The organism is Cobetia sp. PDI-23MA, from assembly GCF_059507735.1.
Genome location: NZ_CM183352.1, coordinates 1,929,150 through 1,946,969 on the forward strand (window position 1 = coordinate 1,929,150; position 17,820 = coordinate 1,946,969).

Annotated in this window: 16 protein-coding genes; 12 read left to right on the plus strand and 4 right to left on the minus strand. The window is 60.9% G+C overall.

Going from position 1 to position 17,820, the window contains the following annotated elements; translation table 11 throughout:
• The first annotated feature begins 62 nt into the window (after positions 1-62).
• Complete coding sequence (locus AC5WNJ_RS08220; protein WP_054556694.1) at positions 63-995, plus strand: LysR substrate-binding domain-containing protein; 933 nt, start codon at positions 63-65, stop codon at positions 993-995.
• 149 nt (positions 996-1,144) lie between these two features.
• Here AC5WNJ_RS08220 and AC5WNJ_RS08225 read toward each other — a convergent pair whose 3' ends face one another.
• From AC5WNJ_RS08225 to AC5WNJ_RS08235, 3 genes are all read right to left on the minus strand, one after another.
• Positions 1,145-2,296, minus strand: coding sequence for a bifunctional nicotinamide-nucleotide adenylyltransferase/Nudix hydroxylase (locus tag AC5WNJ_RS08225; RefSeq protein WP_495930990.1), 1,152 nt, complete (start codon positions 2,294-2,296; stop codon positions 1,145-1,147).
• A gap of 377 nt (positions 2,297-2,673) precedes the next feature.
• The gene (locus AC5WNJ_RS08230) at positions 2,674-3,627 is read right to left on the minus strand and encodes a nucleoside hydrolase (protein ID WP_253063711.1); all 954 of its coding nucleotides are present in this window, start codon (positions 3,625-3,627) and stop codon (positions 2,674-2,676) included.
• 160 nt (positions 3,628-3,787) lie between these two features.
• Positions 3,788-4,708, minus strand: a complete 921-nt coding sequence (locus AC5WNJ_RS08235; RefSeq protein ID WP_253063713.1) for a ribokinase — start codon at positions 4,706-4,708, stop codon at positions 3,788-3,790.
• Positions 4,709-4,877: 169 nt separating this feature from the next.
• Here AC5WNJ_RS08235 and AC5WNJ_RS08240 point away from each other — a divergent pair, with 169 nt between their 5' ends.
• Positions 4,878-6,824 carry a PDC sensor domain-containing protein gene (locus tag AC5WNJ_RS08240; RefSeq protein ID WP_495930991.1) on the plus strand — a complete coding sequence of 649 codons (1,947 nt, stop codon included), beginning with the start codon at positions 4,878-4,880 and terminating at the stop codon, positions 6,822-6,824.
• Positions 6,825-6,947: 123 nt separating this feature from the next.
• On the opposite strand, the gene AC5WNJ_RS08245 is transcribed toward AC5WNJ_RS08240, so the two are convergent.
• Positions 6,948-8,000 carry a D-2-hydroxyacid dehydrogenase gene (locus AC5WNJ_RS08245; protein WP_495930992.1) on the minus strand — a complete coding sequence of 351 codons (1,053 nt, stop codon included), beginning with the start codon at positions 7,998-8,000 and terminating at the stop codon, positions 6,948-6,950.
• A gap of 320 nt (positions 8,001-8,320) precedes the next feature.
• Between AC5WNJ_RS08245 and AC5WNJ_RS08250 the strand changes: the two genes are divergently transcribed.
• The 10 genes from AC5WNJ_RS08250 to tolB all read left to right on the plus strand — a co-directional run bounded on the left by AC5WNJ_RS08250 (position 8,321) and on the right by tolB (position 17,755).
• Positions 8,321-8,545, plus strand: coding sequence for an FmdB family zinc ribbon protein (locus tag AC5WNJ_RS08250; protein WP_043333602.1), 225 nt, complete (start codon positions 8,321-8,323; stop codon positions 8,543-8,545).
• A 147-nt stretch (positions 8,546-8,692) separates the two neighbouring features.
• Complete coding sequence (gene aspS / locus AC5WNJ_RS08255; protein ID WP_495930993.1) at positions 8,693-10,480, plus strand: aspartate--tRNA ligase; 1,788 nt, start codon at positions 8,693-8,695, stop codon at positions 10,478-10,480.
• Positions 10,481-10,760: 280 nt separating this feature from the next.
• Complete coding sequence (gene ruvC, locus AC5WNJ_RS08260) at positions 10,761-11,339, plus strand: crossover junction endodeoxyribonuclease RuvC (RefSeq protein ID WP_043333606.1); 579 nt, start codon at positions 10,761-10,763, stop codon at positions 11,337-11,339.
• 312 nt (positions 11,340-11,651) lie between these two features.
• The gene (ruvA, locus tag AC5WNJ_RS08265) at positions 11,652-12,266 is read left to right on the plus strand and encodes a Holliday junction branch migration protein RuvA (protein ID WP_043333607.1); all 615 of its coding nucleotides are present in this window, start codon (positions 11,652-11,654) and stop codon (positions 12,264-12,266) included.
• Positions 12,267-12,506: 240 nt separating this feature from the next.
• Complete coding sequence (gene ruvB, locus AC5WNJ_RS08270; RefSeq protein WP_176677071.1) at positions 12,507-13,550, plus strand: Holliday junction branch migration DNA helicase RuvB; 1,044 nt, start codon at positions 12,507-12,509, stop codon at positions 13,548-13,550.
• Positions 13,547-13,981, plus strand: a complete 435-nt coding sequence (gene ybgC, locus AC5WNJ_RS08275) for a tol-pal system-associated acyl-CoA thioesterase (RefSeq protein ID WP_176677072.1) — start codon at positions 13,547-13,549, stop codon at positions 13,979-13,981. The genes ruvB and ybgC overlap by 4 nt, the downstream gene beginning before the upstream one ends.
• Before the next feature lie 134 nt (positions 13,982-14,115).
• Entirely contained in the window at positions 14,116-14,793 is a 678-nt protein-coding gene (gene tolQ / locus AC5WNJ_RS08280) for a protein TolQ (protein ID WP_253063723.1), read from the plus strand.
• A 14-nt stretch (positions 14,794-14,807) separates the two neighbouring features.
• Entirely contained in the window at positions 14,808-15,254 is a 447-nt protein-coding gene (gene tolR / locus AC5WNJ_RS08285) for a protein TolR (protein WP_495930994.1), read from the plus strand.
• 3 nt (positions 15,255-15,257) lie between these two features.
• Positions 15,258-16,466 (plus strand): cell envelope integrity protein TolA, encoded by a 1,209-nt coding sequence (tolA, locus tag AC5WNJ_RS08290; protein WP_495930995.1) that lies wholly within the window; start codon positions 15,258-15,260, stop codon positions 16,464-16,466.
• Positions 16,463-17,755 carry a Tol-Pal system beta propeller repeat protein TolB gene (tolB, locus tag AC5WNJ_RS08295; protein WP_368449035.1) on the plus strand — a complete coding sequence of 431 codons (1,293 nt, stop codon included), beginning with the start codon at positions 16,463-16,465 and terminating at the stop codon, positions 17,753-17,755. Before tolA ends, tolB begins: the two co-directional genes overlap by 4 nt.
• The last annotated feature ends 65 nt before the right edge of the window (positions 17,756-17,820 follow it).

Below are 17,820 nucleotides of genomic sequence, written 5' to 3' on the forward strand. Positions count from 1 at the left end.
GACCCTGCATGACCGGCCAGGCAAGCCTCGCTTGGGCATGTTCGACATTTTTGGGAGTTCGGGTGAACCTGGAAACTAAGTGGTTGGAAGATTTCGTTGCGCTGTCCAATACCCGCAGCTTCTCCACCTCGGCTCGCCTGCGACACGTTACCCAGCCTGCGTTCAGCCGCCGCATACGTGCGCTTGAACAGGCCGTGGGCACTACGCTGGTCGACCGCTCGACGACCCCGGTCAGTCTGACGCCGGAGGGCCAGTTGTTCCTGGTCACCGCGCGCAACCTGACAGAGCAGCTGTCAGAGTGTCTCGCCCACCTGCGCGGGCTGGGCATGGCCAACGAGACCCTGGATATCGCGGCCGCTCATTCGCTGGCGCTGGCCTTCTTCCCCAAGTGGATCTCGCGTCTCCAGCAGGGCCTGGGGGAGCTGCCGACACGCCTGTCCGCGATGAATGTCGGCGACGCCATTCACTCGCTGCGTGAAGGCAACTGCGACTTGATGCTCGCCTATTACGACCCTTACGCCAGCATGCAGCTGGACGCCGAGGCCTTCCCATCCTTCTCGGTCGCCAAGGTCAACATGCTGCCGGTGTGCGTGCCGCTGGAGAATGGCGAGCCCCGCTTCCCGCTGACCGGTCAGAGCGAGACCAGCCAGGATGCGATTCCCTTGCTGTCCTATACCCAGGGGGCATTTCTGGGTCGCAGCGTGAAGATGCTTTTGAAGAATGATCCACTGCGCCTGCGCCTGCGCACCGTCTATGAGATGGCGATGGCCGAGGGCCTCAAGGGCATGGCCTTGCAGGGCGTCGGCATGGCGTGGATTCCGGATTTCTGCATTCGCGATGAGCTGGAGAGCGGCAAGCTGGTGCGCGCGGGCAACGAGGCATGGGATATCCCGCTGGAGATTCGTCTCTATCGTTGCTCGCTGGTCCACAAGCCCGGCATCGACAAGCTGTGGAAACAGCTGATGAACCTGCCGCGTGATTTCCTCGAAGCATGAGCCCGAGAGTGGCAAGTGAAGGCAAAGACAAAAGTGAAGACAAGAGAAAGCCAGGTGCCTTGTGACGAAAACGGCAGCCCCGCGGGGCTGCCGTTTTCGTTGTGCTGATGCAGGGAAGTGTGCGCGACTGCATGGGCCGTTCCAAGGAGTCAGAAACTGCTTTGGCCTGCATGCAGGCCGAGGAAATTCTGAATGATGAAGAAGTGGTCCTCGAAGAGGGTGTCGGGCTCCAGATCCGCCAGCGCGACCCAGCGTGCCTGCTCCTCGCTCTCGCCGCCGCTTCTGAGCTTGGGAAGCTGCTGCTCCGGTCGCAGGGCGAAGTAGAAGGCCTCTGCCAGGGTGCGCCCGCGCCAGCTGCGATGCGGTGCGTCAAACAGACGCTGACCGCGCAGAGAGCCACGCAGGACTGGTTCCGGCACCTTGAGGCGCACACGCTCCTTGAGCTCACGCAGACAGGCATCCAGCAGGCGCTCTTGGGGTTGCACGAAGCCGCCAGGCAGGGCGTAAAGCCCCTTGCCGGGTGCCGCACGACGTGTGGTGAGCAGCACATGACCTGACTGCACCACCACGGCGTTGACCGTGATGAACAGTGGCGGGTAGGGCGCATCGCTCCAGGCGGCGCGATATTGCTCCAGCAGGCGACGTTCCTCGACCAGCCCTTGCCACGCGGTCTCCTCCAGGAAGCCATGCAGGTGCTGAGCCACCGGCGGTGGCAGAAGCTCCAGCCCCTCGTTGTCCAGCCAATCCTCGGCGCGGGCGCGCTCGGTGAAGATGACCTCACGAATACGGCTGGCCTCCATCCCCTCGCGCAGTGGCACCGCCACTGACTCCCACTGCGGGAAGAGGCTCAGGTAGTAGCTTGACTGGCTGTTGCTGTCACGACGATTGGCACCGATCAGTGCGATTCTCGGCATTCGATTGGCCTGCGGACGCGCGATATCGCGTACCTTGCGCTGCACATCACGTACCCAGACATCGTCGTTGTAGAGGGCATCCAACAACGGCACGATTTCCAGGCGCGCATTGTCGGCATCGTCAAAGCAGCTGCGGATCATGCGCGTACGTTCAGAGAAGGTGAACGGGTTGCGCAGTGAACGTGCCTGCCAGGCAGAACCGACCAGCACGATGACCTGCCGCGCGAGGCGCAGGGCTTCTTCCATCACGGCAACATGGCCATGGTGCATGGGCTGGAAGCGACCGATGAAGACCAGGCAGTCGTACTGGGTGTCGGCGATTGCGGGAGAATCCTGAGTGCGAAGCGTTGCAGCGGGGGCAGAGGGCAACGTTGTCGTCGAAGGCATGATGAGCTCCGTGGCAGGCAGGATGGGGCGGCGTATGAGGCGCTTGCCCAGTGAGATTCCGCTAGCGTATCAGATTATGTGCATGCGCCGAACGGCTCGCCATTCACTCTTGTCTGGTAAGGGGTATTCAAAAGTTTATCCCGTTATCTTGCTGAAAGATTATCCATAATTTAGCAACTTCTCGGTGTTCGGGGGTGGGAAGGCAGTTGCGGTAAAAGGAAAGACGCGAAAGAGGAGAAGAGGGAAGGATAGGGGAAGGTGAACAAGCGCGAATGCACAAACCGAGCCAACGCCCGCCAGCGAAATTGTTGCCGGGCGTTGGCTCGGTTTGTTGGCAAGCCCGATGGTAGACCCAGGCGGGCCTGCCGGGCGCCGGATCAGGACGCCTTGGCGGTCAGCACGTCGGTGATCCACTCGACGACCTTGTCGCCCTGGGCATTGAGGCAGACGTCGACCAGCGGCGTCTGGGACCACTGGTTGCCGAGGAATTCGCGACCCTCAGGGGCGAACAGCGTCTGACCTTCGGCCAGGCCTTCGACTTCGACATTCAGGTGGCCGCGCTCGGTAGTGAACAGCTCCGGCTTCATCAGCCAAGCGAGGGCGCAGCTGTCGTGCGGGCAGCAACCATCGATGCCACGCGCTTCCTGATAGAAAGCCTTGTAGAACTGATAGCTGCCGGACAGCACTTCGCCGAGTGCGCCTTGCGCGACGCGGATGCGCTCGACATGGGCCGGAGACAGCACGCAGCGGTGCGTCGCATCGAGACCGACCATGGTCAGCGGCCAGCCGGCGGTCAGCACCTTGGCGGCGGCATGCGGGTCATTGAAGATGTTGGCTTCGGCGACCGGTGAGACGTTGCCGCCTTCACGGATGGAGCCGCCCATGATGACGACCTGCTTGACCTTGCTGATGATGCTCGGGTCCAGCTGCAGTGCGGTGGCCAGATTGCCCAGCGGGCCGACGGCGACGAGGGTGATCTCGCCCGGACGCGCATTGACCTGCTCGACGATGAACTGCGGTGCGCTGATGGACAGCGCCTTGCCCTTGGGCTCCGGGATCTCCATGTTGCCGAGACCATTGGCGCCGTGGATGTGCGCCGGCGCCGGGAACTTGTCCTTGACCAGCGGCTGGGCAGCGCCCTGGGCGACCGGAATCTCCTGGCCCGCCAGTTCGCCCAGCAGCAGGGCGTTGGAGGTGGCCGTTTCGATGGTAACGTTGCCGAAGGTGGTGGTCATGCCGAGGAATTCGATGTCCGGATGCGCCAGACAGATGGCAATCGCCTGGGCATCATCCACGCCCGGATCGGTATCAAAGATAATCGGTGTTTTCATGCTGACCTCGTGAAACTCGTGAAACTCGTGAAAGAAGTGACCTGCAATAGAGGGCGTTACGCCAACAGGGCGCCCATGAGGTGACACGGGCACGGCACGGGCCACGTGGTAGTGCCCCGTGCAGGTAGTTCAGTCGTTCAGAGACTTGTTGCTCGAAGACTCAGTTGCTCAGGACGTCGAGTGTTGGCCATTCGGCCAGGGCAGCGGCGACATCACTGGCCAGCGGAATGCTCGGCGCTGCGCCTTCGCGGCTCACGCACAGGGCAGAGGCGGTGCTGGCACGACGCAGGCTTTCTTCGATGCTCTGGCCTTCGATCTGGCTTGCCAGGTAATAGCCGATGAAGGTGTCGCCCGCCGCGGTGGTGTCCACGGCATTGACGCGATGCGCCGGCAGCTGGATGTGCTGTTCCCCCAACTGGTAGCAGACGCCTTCACTGCCCAGAGTCATGACCACTTCGGTGTCAGGCAGACGAGTGTGCAGCGCGGCGAGCAGGGTGGCGACAGGCGCGCTCTCTTCCAGCTCGACCAGCTGTGCCGCTTCGCCACGATTGAGGAACAGCACCTGGCAGTGTTCCAGCGGCAGGCGCAGGACATCAGCCCCCATCGGGGCCGGATTGAAGGCGATCTTCATGCCCTTGGCATGTGCCAATTCGATGACCTTGCCCAGTGCGTTGCACTCATTTTGCAGCAGCAGCCAATCTCCCTGTGTCACGCCGGAGAACAGCGTCGCGAGATGCTCATCGGTGAAACCGTGATTGGCACCCGGATGCAGAATGATGCTGTTCTCGGCGTGGTCGTCCACCTGGATGATGGCGTGGCCACTGGCGCTGGCGCTCAGCTCGACCTGCGAGGTGATGACACCGGCGCTTTCCAGCGGCTCAAGTGCCCAGCGATCACTGTTGCCAAGGCGGCCCCAGTGCGTGACGTCGCCTCCGGCGCGCGCAAGCGCGAGCGACTGGTTGGCACCCTTGCCACCCAGTACCTGACGGTAGGAGAGACTCGCCAGGGTTTCACCCGGTCGTACCAGGTGAGGTACCCGATAGACGTGATCGATATTGATAGAACCGTAGTTGTAAAGCATGCAGCCTCCTTGGGGGCGAGCATCCTAGCAAAGCCTTGGCCGCCTGTCCCCAGTCGTATCACCAAGGTCTGACCTTTAGGTCATGATTAAGCGTTGAAGCTATTAGCCTCTTGGAACGCAAGAGAAAGTGCATACTTCCCGCATCTCGCTGGATTCAGGATAGTCGCCCATGTCGGAGTCGAAGCAACCCGCCGTCACGATAAAGAAGTGGGTCTGGCGAGCACTCTTCACCAGTACCATGATTCCATTGCTGTTGGTCGAGACCGCCCTGGTGGCGGTGTATTTCGTGTCCAATGACGAGATTCGGGATGCCAACCTCAATTACCTGCAATCCCAGTCGAGCAGTGAGCTCAATCTGGCAATGCTACGGGAGGCCAAATCACTCAGCCAGCAGCTGGAGCATGTCCAGAACCTGTCGCGCGGGCTCGGTGTTCAGGCAGGCGAGCTGGCCATGGGCGATGCCAGCTCTGGGGTAACGGCTCGCGAAATTGCCCGTCACGCAAGCCTGCCCAGCGGTGTCTGGGCCAGTCAGCAGACGGCGGACAATCAGGGCAGCGGCTTCTATCCCGCCTTGCCAGACTTCGAGCAGGACATTCCCCTGGCGCTGCGCATGACGGCGGTCGACCCGATCATGCGCAGTGTCGTGTCCTCGCACTCGGCCGTGGTGCAGTCATTCGTCACGATGGCCGACTGCTATGTCCGCCTTTTCCCCTATGTCGATCTGGTCTCGCTGTTACCAGCCGACCACGACTGTCGTGATTTCTCCTTCTTCTATCTGGCCGCGACAGAGGCAAATCCCTCACGAAACACCATCTGGACCGACATCTACGAAGACCCGGCCGGCAATGGCTGGATGACGTCGGCCGTCAGTCCCTTCTATTCCAAGCAAGGCGAGTTTCTCGGCGTCGCCGGCGTCGACATGACCCTGGACGTGATCGTCAATCAGGTGCTGGCGATGGAGCTGCCCTGGCAGGGCTTCGCGATGCTGTTCGATGCCGAGGGGCGCTCACTCGCCGTCCCGCGGGTCGGTGAGCAGTTGTTGTCGCTGCTGCCGCTGGAAATTCCCGATGCCAATGACCTCCAGGAAGAGGATGTCATTCGGCCCGCCCAGTTGGACCTGAAAGGTCATGATGTCTTCAAGGGACTCGCGCCCCGTATCCTCGAGCAGCGTCGTGGCCTGGAGAGCGTTAATGTGGCGGGGGCGCCCTACAAGGTGGCGTGGGAGCGCTTGCCGGGCAATGGCTGGATCATGTTGAGCATGGTCGAGGAGAGCGCAGTCTTCTTCCGTACCGCCGAGATCGGACGCAACTTCCAGCTGGTCGGCATGGCGCTGGTCGGTGGCCTGATCCTGTTCTATTTCGCCTTCTTCATTCTCATGAGCTGGCGCACGCATCACATCAGCCGTCGCCTTTCGGTGCCGCTGGCCGAGCTGCGTGAGCGACTGCATCGCATCGGCATGGGCGCGGAGGTCGAGTCCGTGGGCAGCAGTGGCATCGTCGAGCTGGATGATGCCAACGCCACCGCCGAAGAGATGTATCAGCGGCTGCGCCAGACCCAGAAGGAATTGCAGTCCAGCGAGCGTCGCCTGCTGGATTCCCTCGAAGCAAGCGGTGATAGCCTGTGGGAAATGGACATTCCTGAACGCATCGTGCGCATCCATCCCAATCTCTGGAAGATGCTCGGCGCTTCGGGCCACGAGCCGTTGGTAATGCGCGAAATGGACTTCGATCGCTTGATTCACCCGGAGGATCTCGAGCAGGTACATGCGATCAGGCACAAGATCATCACTACCTATGGCGAAAGCTTTGAGTGCCAGTACCGGATGCGTGCGCCGCAGGAAGAGGACCTTCAGCAGATCGAGGCGATGGGAATGAACGAAGCCGGCATAGACGCCGAAACAGGTAATGCCGGCGACAAGCCCCTGCAACAGCGGAGCCTGGCCGCTGGCGATGGTGGTGTACGGGAGGGAGGTGCGCTAGAGGGCGACGACAAGGAGGGGGCAGAGCGAGCGATCGGCACCCGGTGGGTACTGTTGAGCTCACGTGGTCGTGTGGTGTCGTGGGACACTGAAGGCAATGCCCTCAAGGCGGCGGGCATGCATATCCGCATCCGTTGATGCTGACCACTCACGAAAAAGCCCCCGACTTGGCGTATATGCCGGTTCGGGGGCTTTTTCGTGACCTGCCGCTCGCACCTGCCACTCGGCGTCAGTGGCTGGCGCAACGAGGGTGTGGCCGTGTCAGGCGTGTTCGTTCAGGAATGTCTCGATATTGGCCAGACTGAGATCGAGCATGTTCTGGCGCGCCTCCTGGCTGATCCAGGCATTGTGCGGCGTGACGATCAGGTTCAAGGGCGCACTCGCCGAATGATGCTGGCTTTCCAGGGCCGAGATCAGCGAGTGGCCTTCACGTGGCGGTTCTTCCGGCAGGCTATCCACCGCCAGGCCGCCGAGTTGTCCGGTGGCCAGTGCCTCCAGCGCTGCGTCCTCGTCGATGATGCCCCCGCGGGCGCAATTGACTAGCAGTGCACCTGGCTTCATGGCTGCGAGCGCCTGCTCATCGATCAGATGCTGTGTCTTTGGGGTCAGCGGGCAGTGCAGGCTGATGGCGTCAGCCTGGGGCAGCAGGCTTTCCAGCGCGGGGCGCTCGGCGGTGGGGGCGGTGCCCGGTCGAGCGGCATAGGTCACGCGCATGCCGAACGCCTCGGCCAGCCTGCCCACCGCAGTGCCCAGCTCTCCCTTGCCGATGATGACCAGATGCTTGCCGGACAGCTGCACCACGGGGCGGCCCATCAGACAGAAAGTCGGACTGCGTTGCCACTCGCCCGCGGCGATGTCGGTCTGGTATTCCGGCAGGCGACCTGCCAGTGCCAGCAGCAGCATCCAGGTATGCTGCGCCACCGAATGAGTGCCGTAGGCATTGACGTTCATGACCCGAATGCCACGTGCTTCGGCGGCCGCCATGTCGATATTGTTGGTGCCGGTCGCCATTACCGCGATCAGCTTGAGGGTCGGCAGCTCATCCATGTGGTGCGCCTCGATGCGTACCTTGTTGACCAGCACGATGGAGGCACCTCTCAGTCGTGGCACCACTTCCTCGGGTGCGGTGGCGTCATGACAGACCAATCCTTCCAGACGGGCCTCGAGGCGCGAGAAGTCCAGTCCGTCACCGACGGAGCCGGCATCGAGCATGACGGCCTGCGGGGCGCCGGTGGACGAGGCGGGCTCACAGTGAGAGGAAGCGGGCATGGAAGAACGAGAGCGAGACTGCGCAGTACGATCGTGATCGGACATAGGTGCCTCATGATGGCGTAGGAAAACAGACAGGAAGACATAAAGGGCTGGCCCAGAAATGACGAATACGTAGCGTCTGGGCCGGTTTGTGCTTGGGTGTTGCCCCGCACGGGGCCGAGCACGCTATAATGTGCCCCTTTCGCTTTGACTTGAAAGCCGCTCAACTGGCCTTATTGTAGGCGTCTCTTGCTGATGCTTGCGAAAGCTCTCATGTTGGGGCCGCAGGTGCGCTGAACGCAAGACGCGCCGCAAGGCATAACATTGTCATGGTTCACGGTGCTCAGACAGCCCCGTGACCAGTATCGTCAGGAAAGAAAACCATGCCGATCTATGAATACCACTGCAAGGCCTGTGGCCATCGGATGGACAAGTTGCAGAAGATCAGCGCTGCGCCGCTGACGGAGTGTCCGGAGTGCAAGACGGACCAGCTCGAGAAGCTGGTCTCCGCCGCCGGGTTCCGTCTGGCAGGTAGTGGCTGGTACGAGACGGATTTCAAGTCCGGCAGCAAGAAGAATCTGGCCGGTGGTAGCGACAGCACCGCCTGATACAGCTGGGATAGTGCGTCAGGCATCAGCGTGATGAGGGTCAAGGGCGCCCAACGGGTACCCTTGACCCTCATCGCCAACGGCAGGCCCTCTGAGACAGATGCGCATCAGCGCGTCGATCATGAATTTGAGCAACAAGGAATCAACATGCGCAGCCACTATTGCGGCAAACTGAACGAGACCCTGATCGATCAGGATGTCACTCTGTGCGGGTGGGTGCACCGCCGTCGCGACCACGGTGGCGTCATCTTCCTCGACATGCGCGACCGTGATGGCATCGCCCAGATCGTCGTCGATCCGGACACCGTCGATGCCTTCGCCACTGCCGACAAGGCGCGCAGTGAGTTCGTACTGCGTATTAAGGGCCGTATCCGTCTGCGCCCGGAAGGCACCCAGAACCCGAACATGCCGACAGGCATGATCGAAGTGCTGGCCAAGGACGTCGAAGTGCTCAACACCGCACAGACGCCGCCGTTCCAGCTCGACGATCACAACAAGGTCGGTGAGGAAGTTCGCCTCAAGTATCGTTATGTCGACCTGCGTCGTCCCGACATGATCGATAAGCTGCGTCTGCGCTCGCGCATCACTCACAGCGTGCGCGCCCAACTCGAAGCACTGGGCTTCCTCGACATCGAAACCCCGATCCTGACACGTGCCACCCCGGAAGGTGCACGTGACTATCTGGTGCCGAGCCGCACCTACGCCGGCAGCTTCTTCGCGCTGCCGCAGTCTCCGCAACTGTTCAAGCAGCTGCTGATGGTCGCCGGTGTCGATCGTTACTACCAGATCGCCAAATGCTTCCGTGATGAAGATCTGCGTGCTGACCGTCAGCCGGAGTTCACCCAGATCGACCTCGAAGCCAGCTTCGTCGACGAGCAGGACATCATGGGCATGACCGAGACCATGATCCGTGGCCTCTACAAGGAAGTGCTCGATGTCGAGCTGGGTGACTTCCCGACCATGCCGTATTCCGAGGCCATCAGCCGCTTCGGTTCCGACAAGCCGGACCTGCGTATCCCGCTGGAACTGGTGGATGTCGATGACCTGATGAGCGGCGTGGACTTCAAGGTCTTCTCCGGACCGGCCAAGGACGACAAGGGCCGTGTCGCCGCGCTGCGTGTGCCGGGCGGTGCCAGCCTGTCACGCAAGGAAATCGACGCCTACACCAAGTTCGTCGGCATCTACGGTGCCAAGGGCCTGGCATGGATCAAGGTCAACGAACGTGCCAAGGGGATCGAGGGGCTGCAGTCGCCGATCGTCAAGTTCATGGAAGACGTCGTGGATGACGTGCTGGACCGCTGTGGCGCCGTCGATGGCGACATCGTGTTCTTCGGTGCTGACAAGGCCGACATCGTGGCCGAGGCCATCGGTGCGCTGCGCGTCAAGCTGGGTGAAGACCTCAACCTCTACACCCGCGAGTGGGCACCGCTGTGGGTCGTCGACTTCCCGATGTTCGAGGCCGATGCCAATGGCCGTCTGAGCGCGCTGCACCACCCGTTCACTGCGCCGTCCTGCACGCCGGAAGAGCTCAAGACCAACCCGGAAGCGGCACTGTCTCGCGCCTACGACATGGTCATCAACGGCACCGAGCTGGGTGGCGGCTCCATCCGTATCCACGAACAGGCCATGCAGCGTACCGTGTTCGAAGTACTGGGCATCGGTGAAGAAGAAGCGGAAGAGAAGTTCGGCTTCCTGCTTGATGCCCTGAAGTTCGGCGCGCCGCCCCATGGTGGTCTGGCCTTCGGTCTCGACCGCCTGGTGATGCTGATGACCGGCGCCAAGACCATTCGTGAAGTGATTGCCTTCCCGAAAACCCAGAGCGCCGGCTGCATGATGACCGACGCTCCGGGTGTGGTCAGCGGTGAGCAGCTCAAGGAGCTGAACATCCGTCTGCGTCAGAAGGTCAAGGTCGAGGGCGAAAGCGGTCAGGCCTGATTCAGCGGCGCATGACCGAGAGAGTGACTGGTGGGGCCGTCAGGACTGATTCGATCAGACCCGGGCGGTCCCGCGGTGGCAGGTTTGCCCCTGTGGCCTGATAAACTAGGGGGCGAGCAAGCCTGACAAGGCGGTGCGAGACTGTTTGCTGGCGTTCACGTCAGGCAATGACAGTGTCGCACCGCCTTTTTTGTGGCATGGTGGCTGGTTATATACACAGTAAGAGCGATGGCGTGATGACGACAGCGAAAACGCAAGGTGTGAGAGACGAGGCAGCGGCATGATCATTCTTGGCATCGACCCGGGCTCACGTCTGACCGGGTATGGGGTACTGGATGTCTCTGCGGCTCAGCCTCGCTATGTGGACAGTGGCTGCATCCGCATGTCACAGGTCAGCCTGGATCAGCGCCTGGCGCAGATCTATGCCGGTATCAGCGAGGTTATCGCCCTGCATCGCCCCGCGGAATTCGCCATCGAGCAGGTCTTCATGTCCAAGAACGCCGATTCGGCGCTCAAGCTGGGCCAGGCGCGCGGAGCTGCCATCGTGTGTGCAGCCAACCACGGCTTGCCGGTATTCGAGTACGGGCCGCGTCAGATCAAGCAGGCCGTGACCGGTACCGGTGCCGCGGAGAAGTCTCAGGTGCAGCATATGGTCACGCATACGCTCAAGCTTTCCGCCACGCCACAGGCCGATGCCGCCGATGCGCTGGCCATCGCCTTGACGCATTGTTTCGCGCGTCGACGACTGACGCCCGGCAATGACCAGCTGGAAGCCTTGGGGCTGGGGAATACCAGTCGACGCAAGGGAACCCGCGTGCGACGTAGCAGCAGCTGGCGAGACTTCGAGCCTGACGCCTGACATGCCGCTGAGCGACAAATGCGGTATTGTGCTCAATTAATATCGATTTTTCAGTCACTTGTAGAGTGTCTGCCGAGCCTGGCAGCAGCCGATTGCGTGATGCGCCAAGCCGCGCGGCATCAGGCTTCGGGTCCTCACCCAAGGTATGACTGTCAGAAAGATGCGACAAATTCGTCGTGACACTGGGACATGCCGCCTGCGCTTCATCTTTGGTAGGCTTGCCCGCATTGTAACAATCCGTGCAGAGAATCGGGTCTGCGAGCAGCACGATCCCACCGAACACGTTCTCTGCCGAGCAAGGACAGCCGCAACATGATTGGACGCCTGACCGGGACATTGCTGGAAAAACAACCGCCGCAGCTGGTGCTTGACGTACAGGGTGTCGGTTATGAATTGGAAGCTTCGATGAACACCCTGTTGGGCTTGCCGGCCGTGGGTGAACATTGCCAGCTTTACACCCACCTGGTGGTGCGCGAAGACGCGCAGTTGCTGTATGGCTTCGGCAAGGAGCCCGAGCGTCGTTTGTTCCGTGAATTGATCAAGATCTCCGGTGTCGGTCCGCGACTGGCGCTGGCGATTCTGTCAGGAATGGAGCAGTCCGATTTCATTCGCTGTGTTCACGACGAAGATAGCCGAGCGCTGACACGACTGCCGGGCGTCGGCAAGAAGACGGCGGATCGACTGATCATCGAGATGCGCGATCGCCTCAAGCATTGGACGCTGCCGGCGGATGATGGGCTGGATGAAATGGCGCGTGCCTCCCAGCCGCAACCGCCGGTCACCCATCCTCTGGCGGATGCCGAAGCCGCGCTGGTGTCTCTGGGCTACAAGCCTGTCGAGGCGGCCAAGATGCTCTCCGGGCTCGAGACCGGCGCCTCCACGGAAGCGCTCATCAAGGCGGCACTGGCGCGCAAGATGGCCAGCTGAGGCGCCGCCGGAGCAGCAAACATGCGCCCTATAGTTTCCGTGAAGGAAACGGCGCATCGTGATTGGATTTATTGACTAGGGATTGGCAGGTTACTGGGGTAGAAAGTGCGCGCTTGAACGCAGATGCGCTAGATCGTTGCACCGCCCTGGCCAACCTTGCCACCTGCCACTGACGCATGTTCATGGCCCATCATCTGCGTCATGTGCGTGACCTGCGTCATCAGGAGTTGAGCAAGCATCATGATGGAGTCGGACCGACTGATCTCCGCGGCGACGCATGATCCGGAAGAGCGGATCGATCGCGCCAACCGGCCACGAACGCTGAGTGACTACATCGGACAGCCCATCGTCCGCGAGCAGATGGAAATCTTCATCAGTGCCGCACGAGGACGAGGCGACAGTCTGGATCACACCCTGGTCTTCGGCCCACCCGGTCTCGGCAAGACGACGCTGGCGCACATCATCGCCAGCGAGATGAGTGTCGATATCAAGTCGACCTCCGGGCCGGTGCTGGAACGGGCAGGGGATCTGGCAGCGATGCTGACCAACCTGCAGGAAGGCGATGTCCTGTTCATCGACGAGATTCACCGCCTGTCACCGGCCGTCGAGGAAGTGCTCTATCCGGCGATGGAAGATTACCAGCTCGACATCATGATCGGTGAAGGGCCCGCGGCCCGCTCGATCAAGCTTGAACTGCCACGATTTACCCTGGTGGGCGCGACGACGCGCGCAGGGCTGCTGACGGCGCCACTGCGCGATCGCTTCGGCATCGTTCAACGCCTCGAGTTCTACGATATCGAGTCACTCACCGACATCGTGGCGCGCAGTGCCAGGCTTTCCGGCATGGAAGTCGAGATGGAAGGGGCGCTGGAGATTGCGCGTCGCTCCCGCGGCACGCCGCGTATCGCCAATCGCCTGCTGCGCCGGGTGCGTGACTTCGCCGAAGTGCGCTCGGATGGCCGCTTGACGCTGGAAGTGGCCGACAAGGCGCTCAACATGCTCAACGTCGACAGTCACGGCCTGGATCATATGGATCGTCGACTGCTGTTGGCGATGATCGAGAAGTTCGATGGCGGGCCGGTCGGGGTCGATTCACTGGCGGCGGCCATCGGGGAAGAGCGCGATACCATCGAGGATGTGCTGGAGCCCTATCTGATTCAACAGGGCTTCATGATGCGCACGGCGCGCGGGCGTCTGATCACACGCTCGGCCTATCTGCACTTCGGGATCACCCCACGTGAAGAGCAGGCGCGGCTGGGACAAGAAGGAAATGATGCGTCATGACATCTGAAGACGCTGGAAATACGTTGAAGGGGGAAGCTGCATGTTTTCACCACACTGTGCGCGTCTACATCGAGGATACTGATGCCGGTGGCATCGTCTACTACGTAAATTATCTGCGCTTCATGGAACGTGCGCGCAGTGAATGGTTGCGTGCGAAGGGCTTCACGCAGCAAGCCTTGCTTGAAAAAGGCATTCAGTTGGTAGTACACAGTGTAACAAATCGTTATCTTCGTCCTGCGCACCTGGATGACCTGCTGACCGTGACGGCAACGGCAGGCGCCTTGCGCGGTGCACGCTTGACGTTCACCCAGAAGGCGCTGCGCGGTGAGCAGATCTTGAGCGAAGCGGAAGTCGTGATCGCTTGCGTCGATGCCACGACCTTGCGCCCCAGGCGCTGGCCCGGGGAATTGCTCGCGGCTCTTGAGGTCTGAGACCACAAGGCGCGATGAGGCCGCTGTCAGCCAGGCACAGAGACGCCAGGCTGATGAACAGATTATTTATCGTGTCACTGAGTGACGGTGGCACAGACTGAACCAAGTAAAGAGGGATTTCCGTGGAAGATTCGATGTCGATCATTTCGCTGTTCGCGAACGCCAGTCTGGTCGTTCAGGCAGTCATGTTGCTGTTGCTGGCAGCTTCCATTGCATCCTGGGTGGTGATCTTTCAGCGCGGGATGGCATTGTCCCGTGCCAAGCAGGCTTACGCGGCCTTTGAAAAGCGCTTCTGGTCCGGGGTCGACCTCAATCACCTCTATCGTGAATTGCCGGCAGATGAAGAATCCACCCCGGGCGCCCATGGCGTATTCCGTGCCGGCTTCCGCGAGTACAGCCGCCTCAAGCCCAAGTCCAGCAATGCCGATGCGGTGATGGATGGCGTGCAACGCAGCATGCGCGTCACGCTGTCACGTGAAGAAGAGCGCCTCAACGTGCACCTGCCGTTTCTGGCCACGGTCAGCTCCGTCAGCCCCTATGTCGGTCTGTTCGGCACCGTGTGGGGCATCATGGGCTCCTTCCAGGCACTGGGTACGGCTCAGCAGGCAACTCTGACTACCGTTGCCCCCTGGATTGCCGAAGCACTGGTCGCGACTGCCATGGGCCTGTTCGCCGCCATCCCGGCCGTCATCTTCTACAACCGTCTGGCGAGTCGTGCTGATCAGCTGCTGGGTCGCTATGAAGACTTCGCCGAAGAGCTTCACTCCATTCTGCATCGTAATCTGCACGGTCGTGGCAGCAACGACGCTTGAAGGGAGTCGAGTCAATGAAAGGACCGTATAGCAGAGGCCACAAGCGCAAGCTGTCCTCCGAGATCAATGTGGTGCCCTTCATCGACGTCATGTTGGTGTTGCTGGTCATCTTCATGATCACCGCGCCAATGATGACGCAAGGGGTTCAGGTCGAATTGCCCAAGGTCACCTCCAAGCCGATCGACAATCCCGATGATGTGACGCCATTGATCGTCTCGCTGGACGACAGCGGCAAGTACTACATCGATCTGGGGTCGGATGAAGACAAGCGCACGCCGGTGGCGCTGGACGAACTGGGCAGCAAGGTCGCGTCCATCGTGGCCGAGAAGCCCAAGACGCCCGTGCTGGTCAAGGGCGCCAGAACAGCGCCCTACGGCGATGTCATGGGGCTGATGAGCACGTTGCAGGGTGCCGGTGTTCCCAATGTCGGGCTGATTTCAGAACCACCGACCGAGGGCTGATGGATGAGTCAGCCAGAGATAGAACAGCGGGTCGGGTTGGGATTGCCTGTGGTGCTGGCCGTTGGCCTGCACTTGGGCATCCTGGTTCTGACTCTGGTGAGTTGGCCAGAATCCGAACCGGAGAAGACCAACACCACCATCGTCAACGCGACACTGGTCAGTACCGAGACAACGACCAATCAGGCCCAGCAGGCGAAGTCCAGCAAGGCGCGTGATGCGGCCGAAGAATCGGATCAACGCCAGAGCGCGAAGGAAGAGGCGGCCAGAGAGGCAGAGCTTGCAGCGGAACAGCAACGCAGCGCCGCCGAGGAAAAAGCGGCTGTCCAGAAGGCGCAACAGCAAAAGGCGGCTGAGCAGGCCAAGGCGGCTGAGCAGGCCAAGGCGGCTGAGCAGTTGAGGACTGAGCAGGCGGCTGCCGAAAAGGCCAAGGCAGAAGCGGCCAGGCGTGCAGAGGAAGCCAAGGCGATTGCCCTTGATCGCAAGAAGGCCGAAGCGGAAAAGCAGGCCAAGGCCGATGCCTTGAAGAAGGCTGAAGCCGAAAAGGCTGCCAAGGCCAAGGCGGAAGCCGAAAAGGCTGCCAAGGCCAAGGCCGAAGCCGAAAAGGCCGCCAAGGAAAAAGCCGCAGAAGAAGCGCGCAAGAAAGCCGAAGCGGAGAAGGCGGCCAAGGCCAAGGCAGACGCTGAAGCCAAGAAAGCGGAAGCCGAAAAGGCAGCCAAGGCCAAGGCAGCAGCGGAGAAGGCCGAGAAGGAAAAGGCAGCCAAGGCCAAGGCGGCGGAAGAAGCGCGCAAGAAAGCGGCCGCTGAGGCCGCACGCCAGAAGGCGCTTGCCGAGAAAGCGGCGCAGGCCTCTGCCGGCTCGCTGGATAGCCTGATAGACAGTGAAAGCGACGCCATCAGCGGCGCCAAACAGGCCGCTCAGGCAGCCAACAGCTTCGAGAGTCTGCTCAAGAAGTATGTCGGACAGAATTGGAATCGGCCCTCGGGCTCCGTTCCCGGTATGACGGTCACGCTGAGAGTGTCATTGTTGCCGACAGGCGAATTGGTGTCGGCTGCGGTCAGCAAGAGCAGTGGTAACGCCGCCTTTGATCGCTCCGCGGTTCAGGCGATCCAGAAAGCAGCGCCGTTTACCGAGATGCAGGACCTGCCGGCTGGTGCCAAGAGCCAGTTCCGAAACTTCAACCTGTACTTCAATCCAGAGGACCTGGGCCGATGAGACGATTGACCGCATGGATGATGGCAGCCGCCTTGCTGGCAGTGACCAGCCTGGCAAGAGCTGACCTGACCATCGAGATCACCAAGGGCAATGACAGCGCCACACCTATCGCTGTCGTGCCGTTCGAGAATCTGACCGGGGGAAGTCTGCCGCAGGACCTCGCACGTATCATCTCCGATGATCTGGCGCGCAGTGGCCAGTTCGACCCGATCAAGCGCGACAATCTGATCGCGTTGCCGGGTACGACGCAGGACGTCTTCGTCAATGACTGGAAGCGCCTGGGGGCCAGTTACCTCGTGGTGGGGCAGGTAAAGTCGGCCAGCAATGGTGGTTATAGCATCCAGTATGAGCTGATGGACGTGCTGGGCAACAAGCGCATGCTTGGCGAAGTCATCACCGGAAGCAATGGTGAGCTGCGCGCGCGTGGCCATTATATGAGCGATGAAATATTTGAGGAAATTACTGGAATTCGCGGTGCTTTCTCGACAAAAATCGCATACATTACCGCCAAAGGTGTTGGCGACAATATTCGCTTTGCCCTGTACGTGGCGGACTCAGATGGCCACAATAGTCAGGAGGTTCTGGCGTCCGATGAACCGATCATGTCACCGGCATGGTCGCCGGATGGCAAGAAGCTGGCCTATGTCAGTTTTGAAGCCGAACGTCCCGCTATCTATGTGCAGGAATTGGGTAGTGGTCGTCGTGCAAAACTGACAGGTTTCCGAGGCATCAATGGTGCCCCGGCCTGGTCGCCGGATGGTCGTAAACTGGCAATGGCATTGTCAAAGGATGGCCAGCCGGAAATCTATGTGATGGATATTGCCAGCCGTCAGTTCCAGCGTCTGACCAACAATCCTGCGATCGATACCGAACCGGATTGGTTGCCGGATGGCAGCGGTATGGTGTTCACCTCTGATCGTGCAGGCTCCCCACAGATCTATCGACTTGATCTGTCCGGCGGCACGGAGCGTGTGACATATACCGGCAATTACAACTCCCGCGGGCGCATCTCACCCGATGGAGAGAACCTTTTCATGATCAACCGCGCAGGCAACGGTTATCAGGTTGCCAAGCAAGATCTGAAGAGCGGTCGGGTTACCTCCCTGACCGATACTCAGTGGGATGAATCACCAAGTGTTGCGCCGAATGGCACTATGGTGATATATGCCACTCAGCAAGGAACCCGCGGGGTCCTGGGCCAGGTGTCGGCAGACGGAAGGGCACAATTCTCCCTGCCGTCAGCACAAGGCGACGTGCGTGAACCTGCGTGGTCGCCGTTCCTGAACTAAACCACTAGAATGCAACTGAGCCTCCAAGAAAGGCTTGGCATTCGTACCCATTAGAGCAAGGAGTT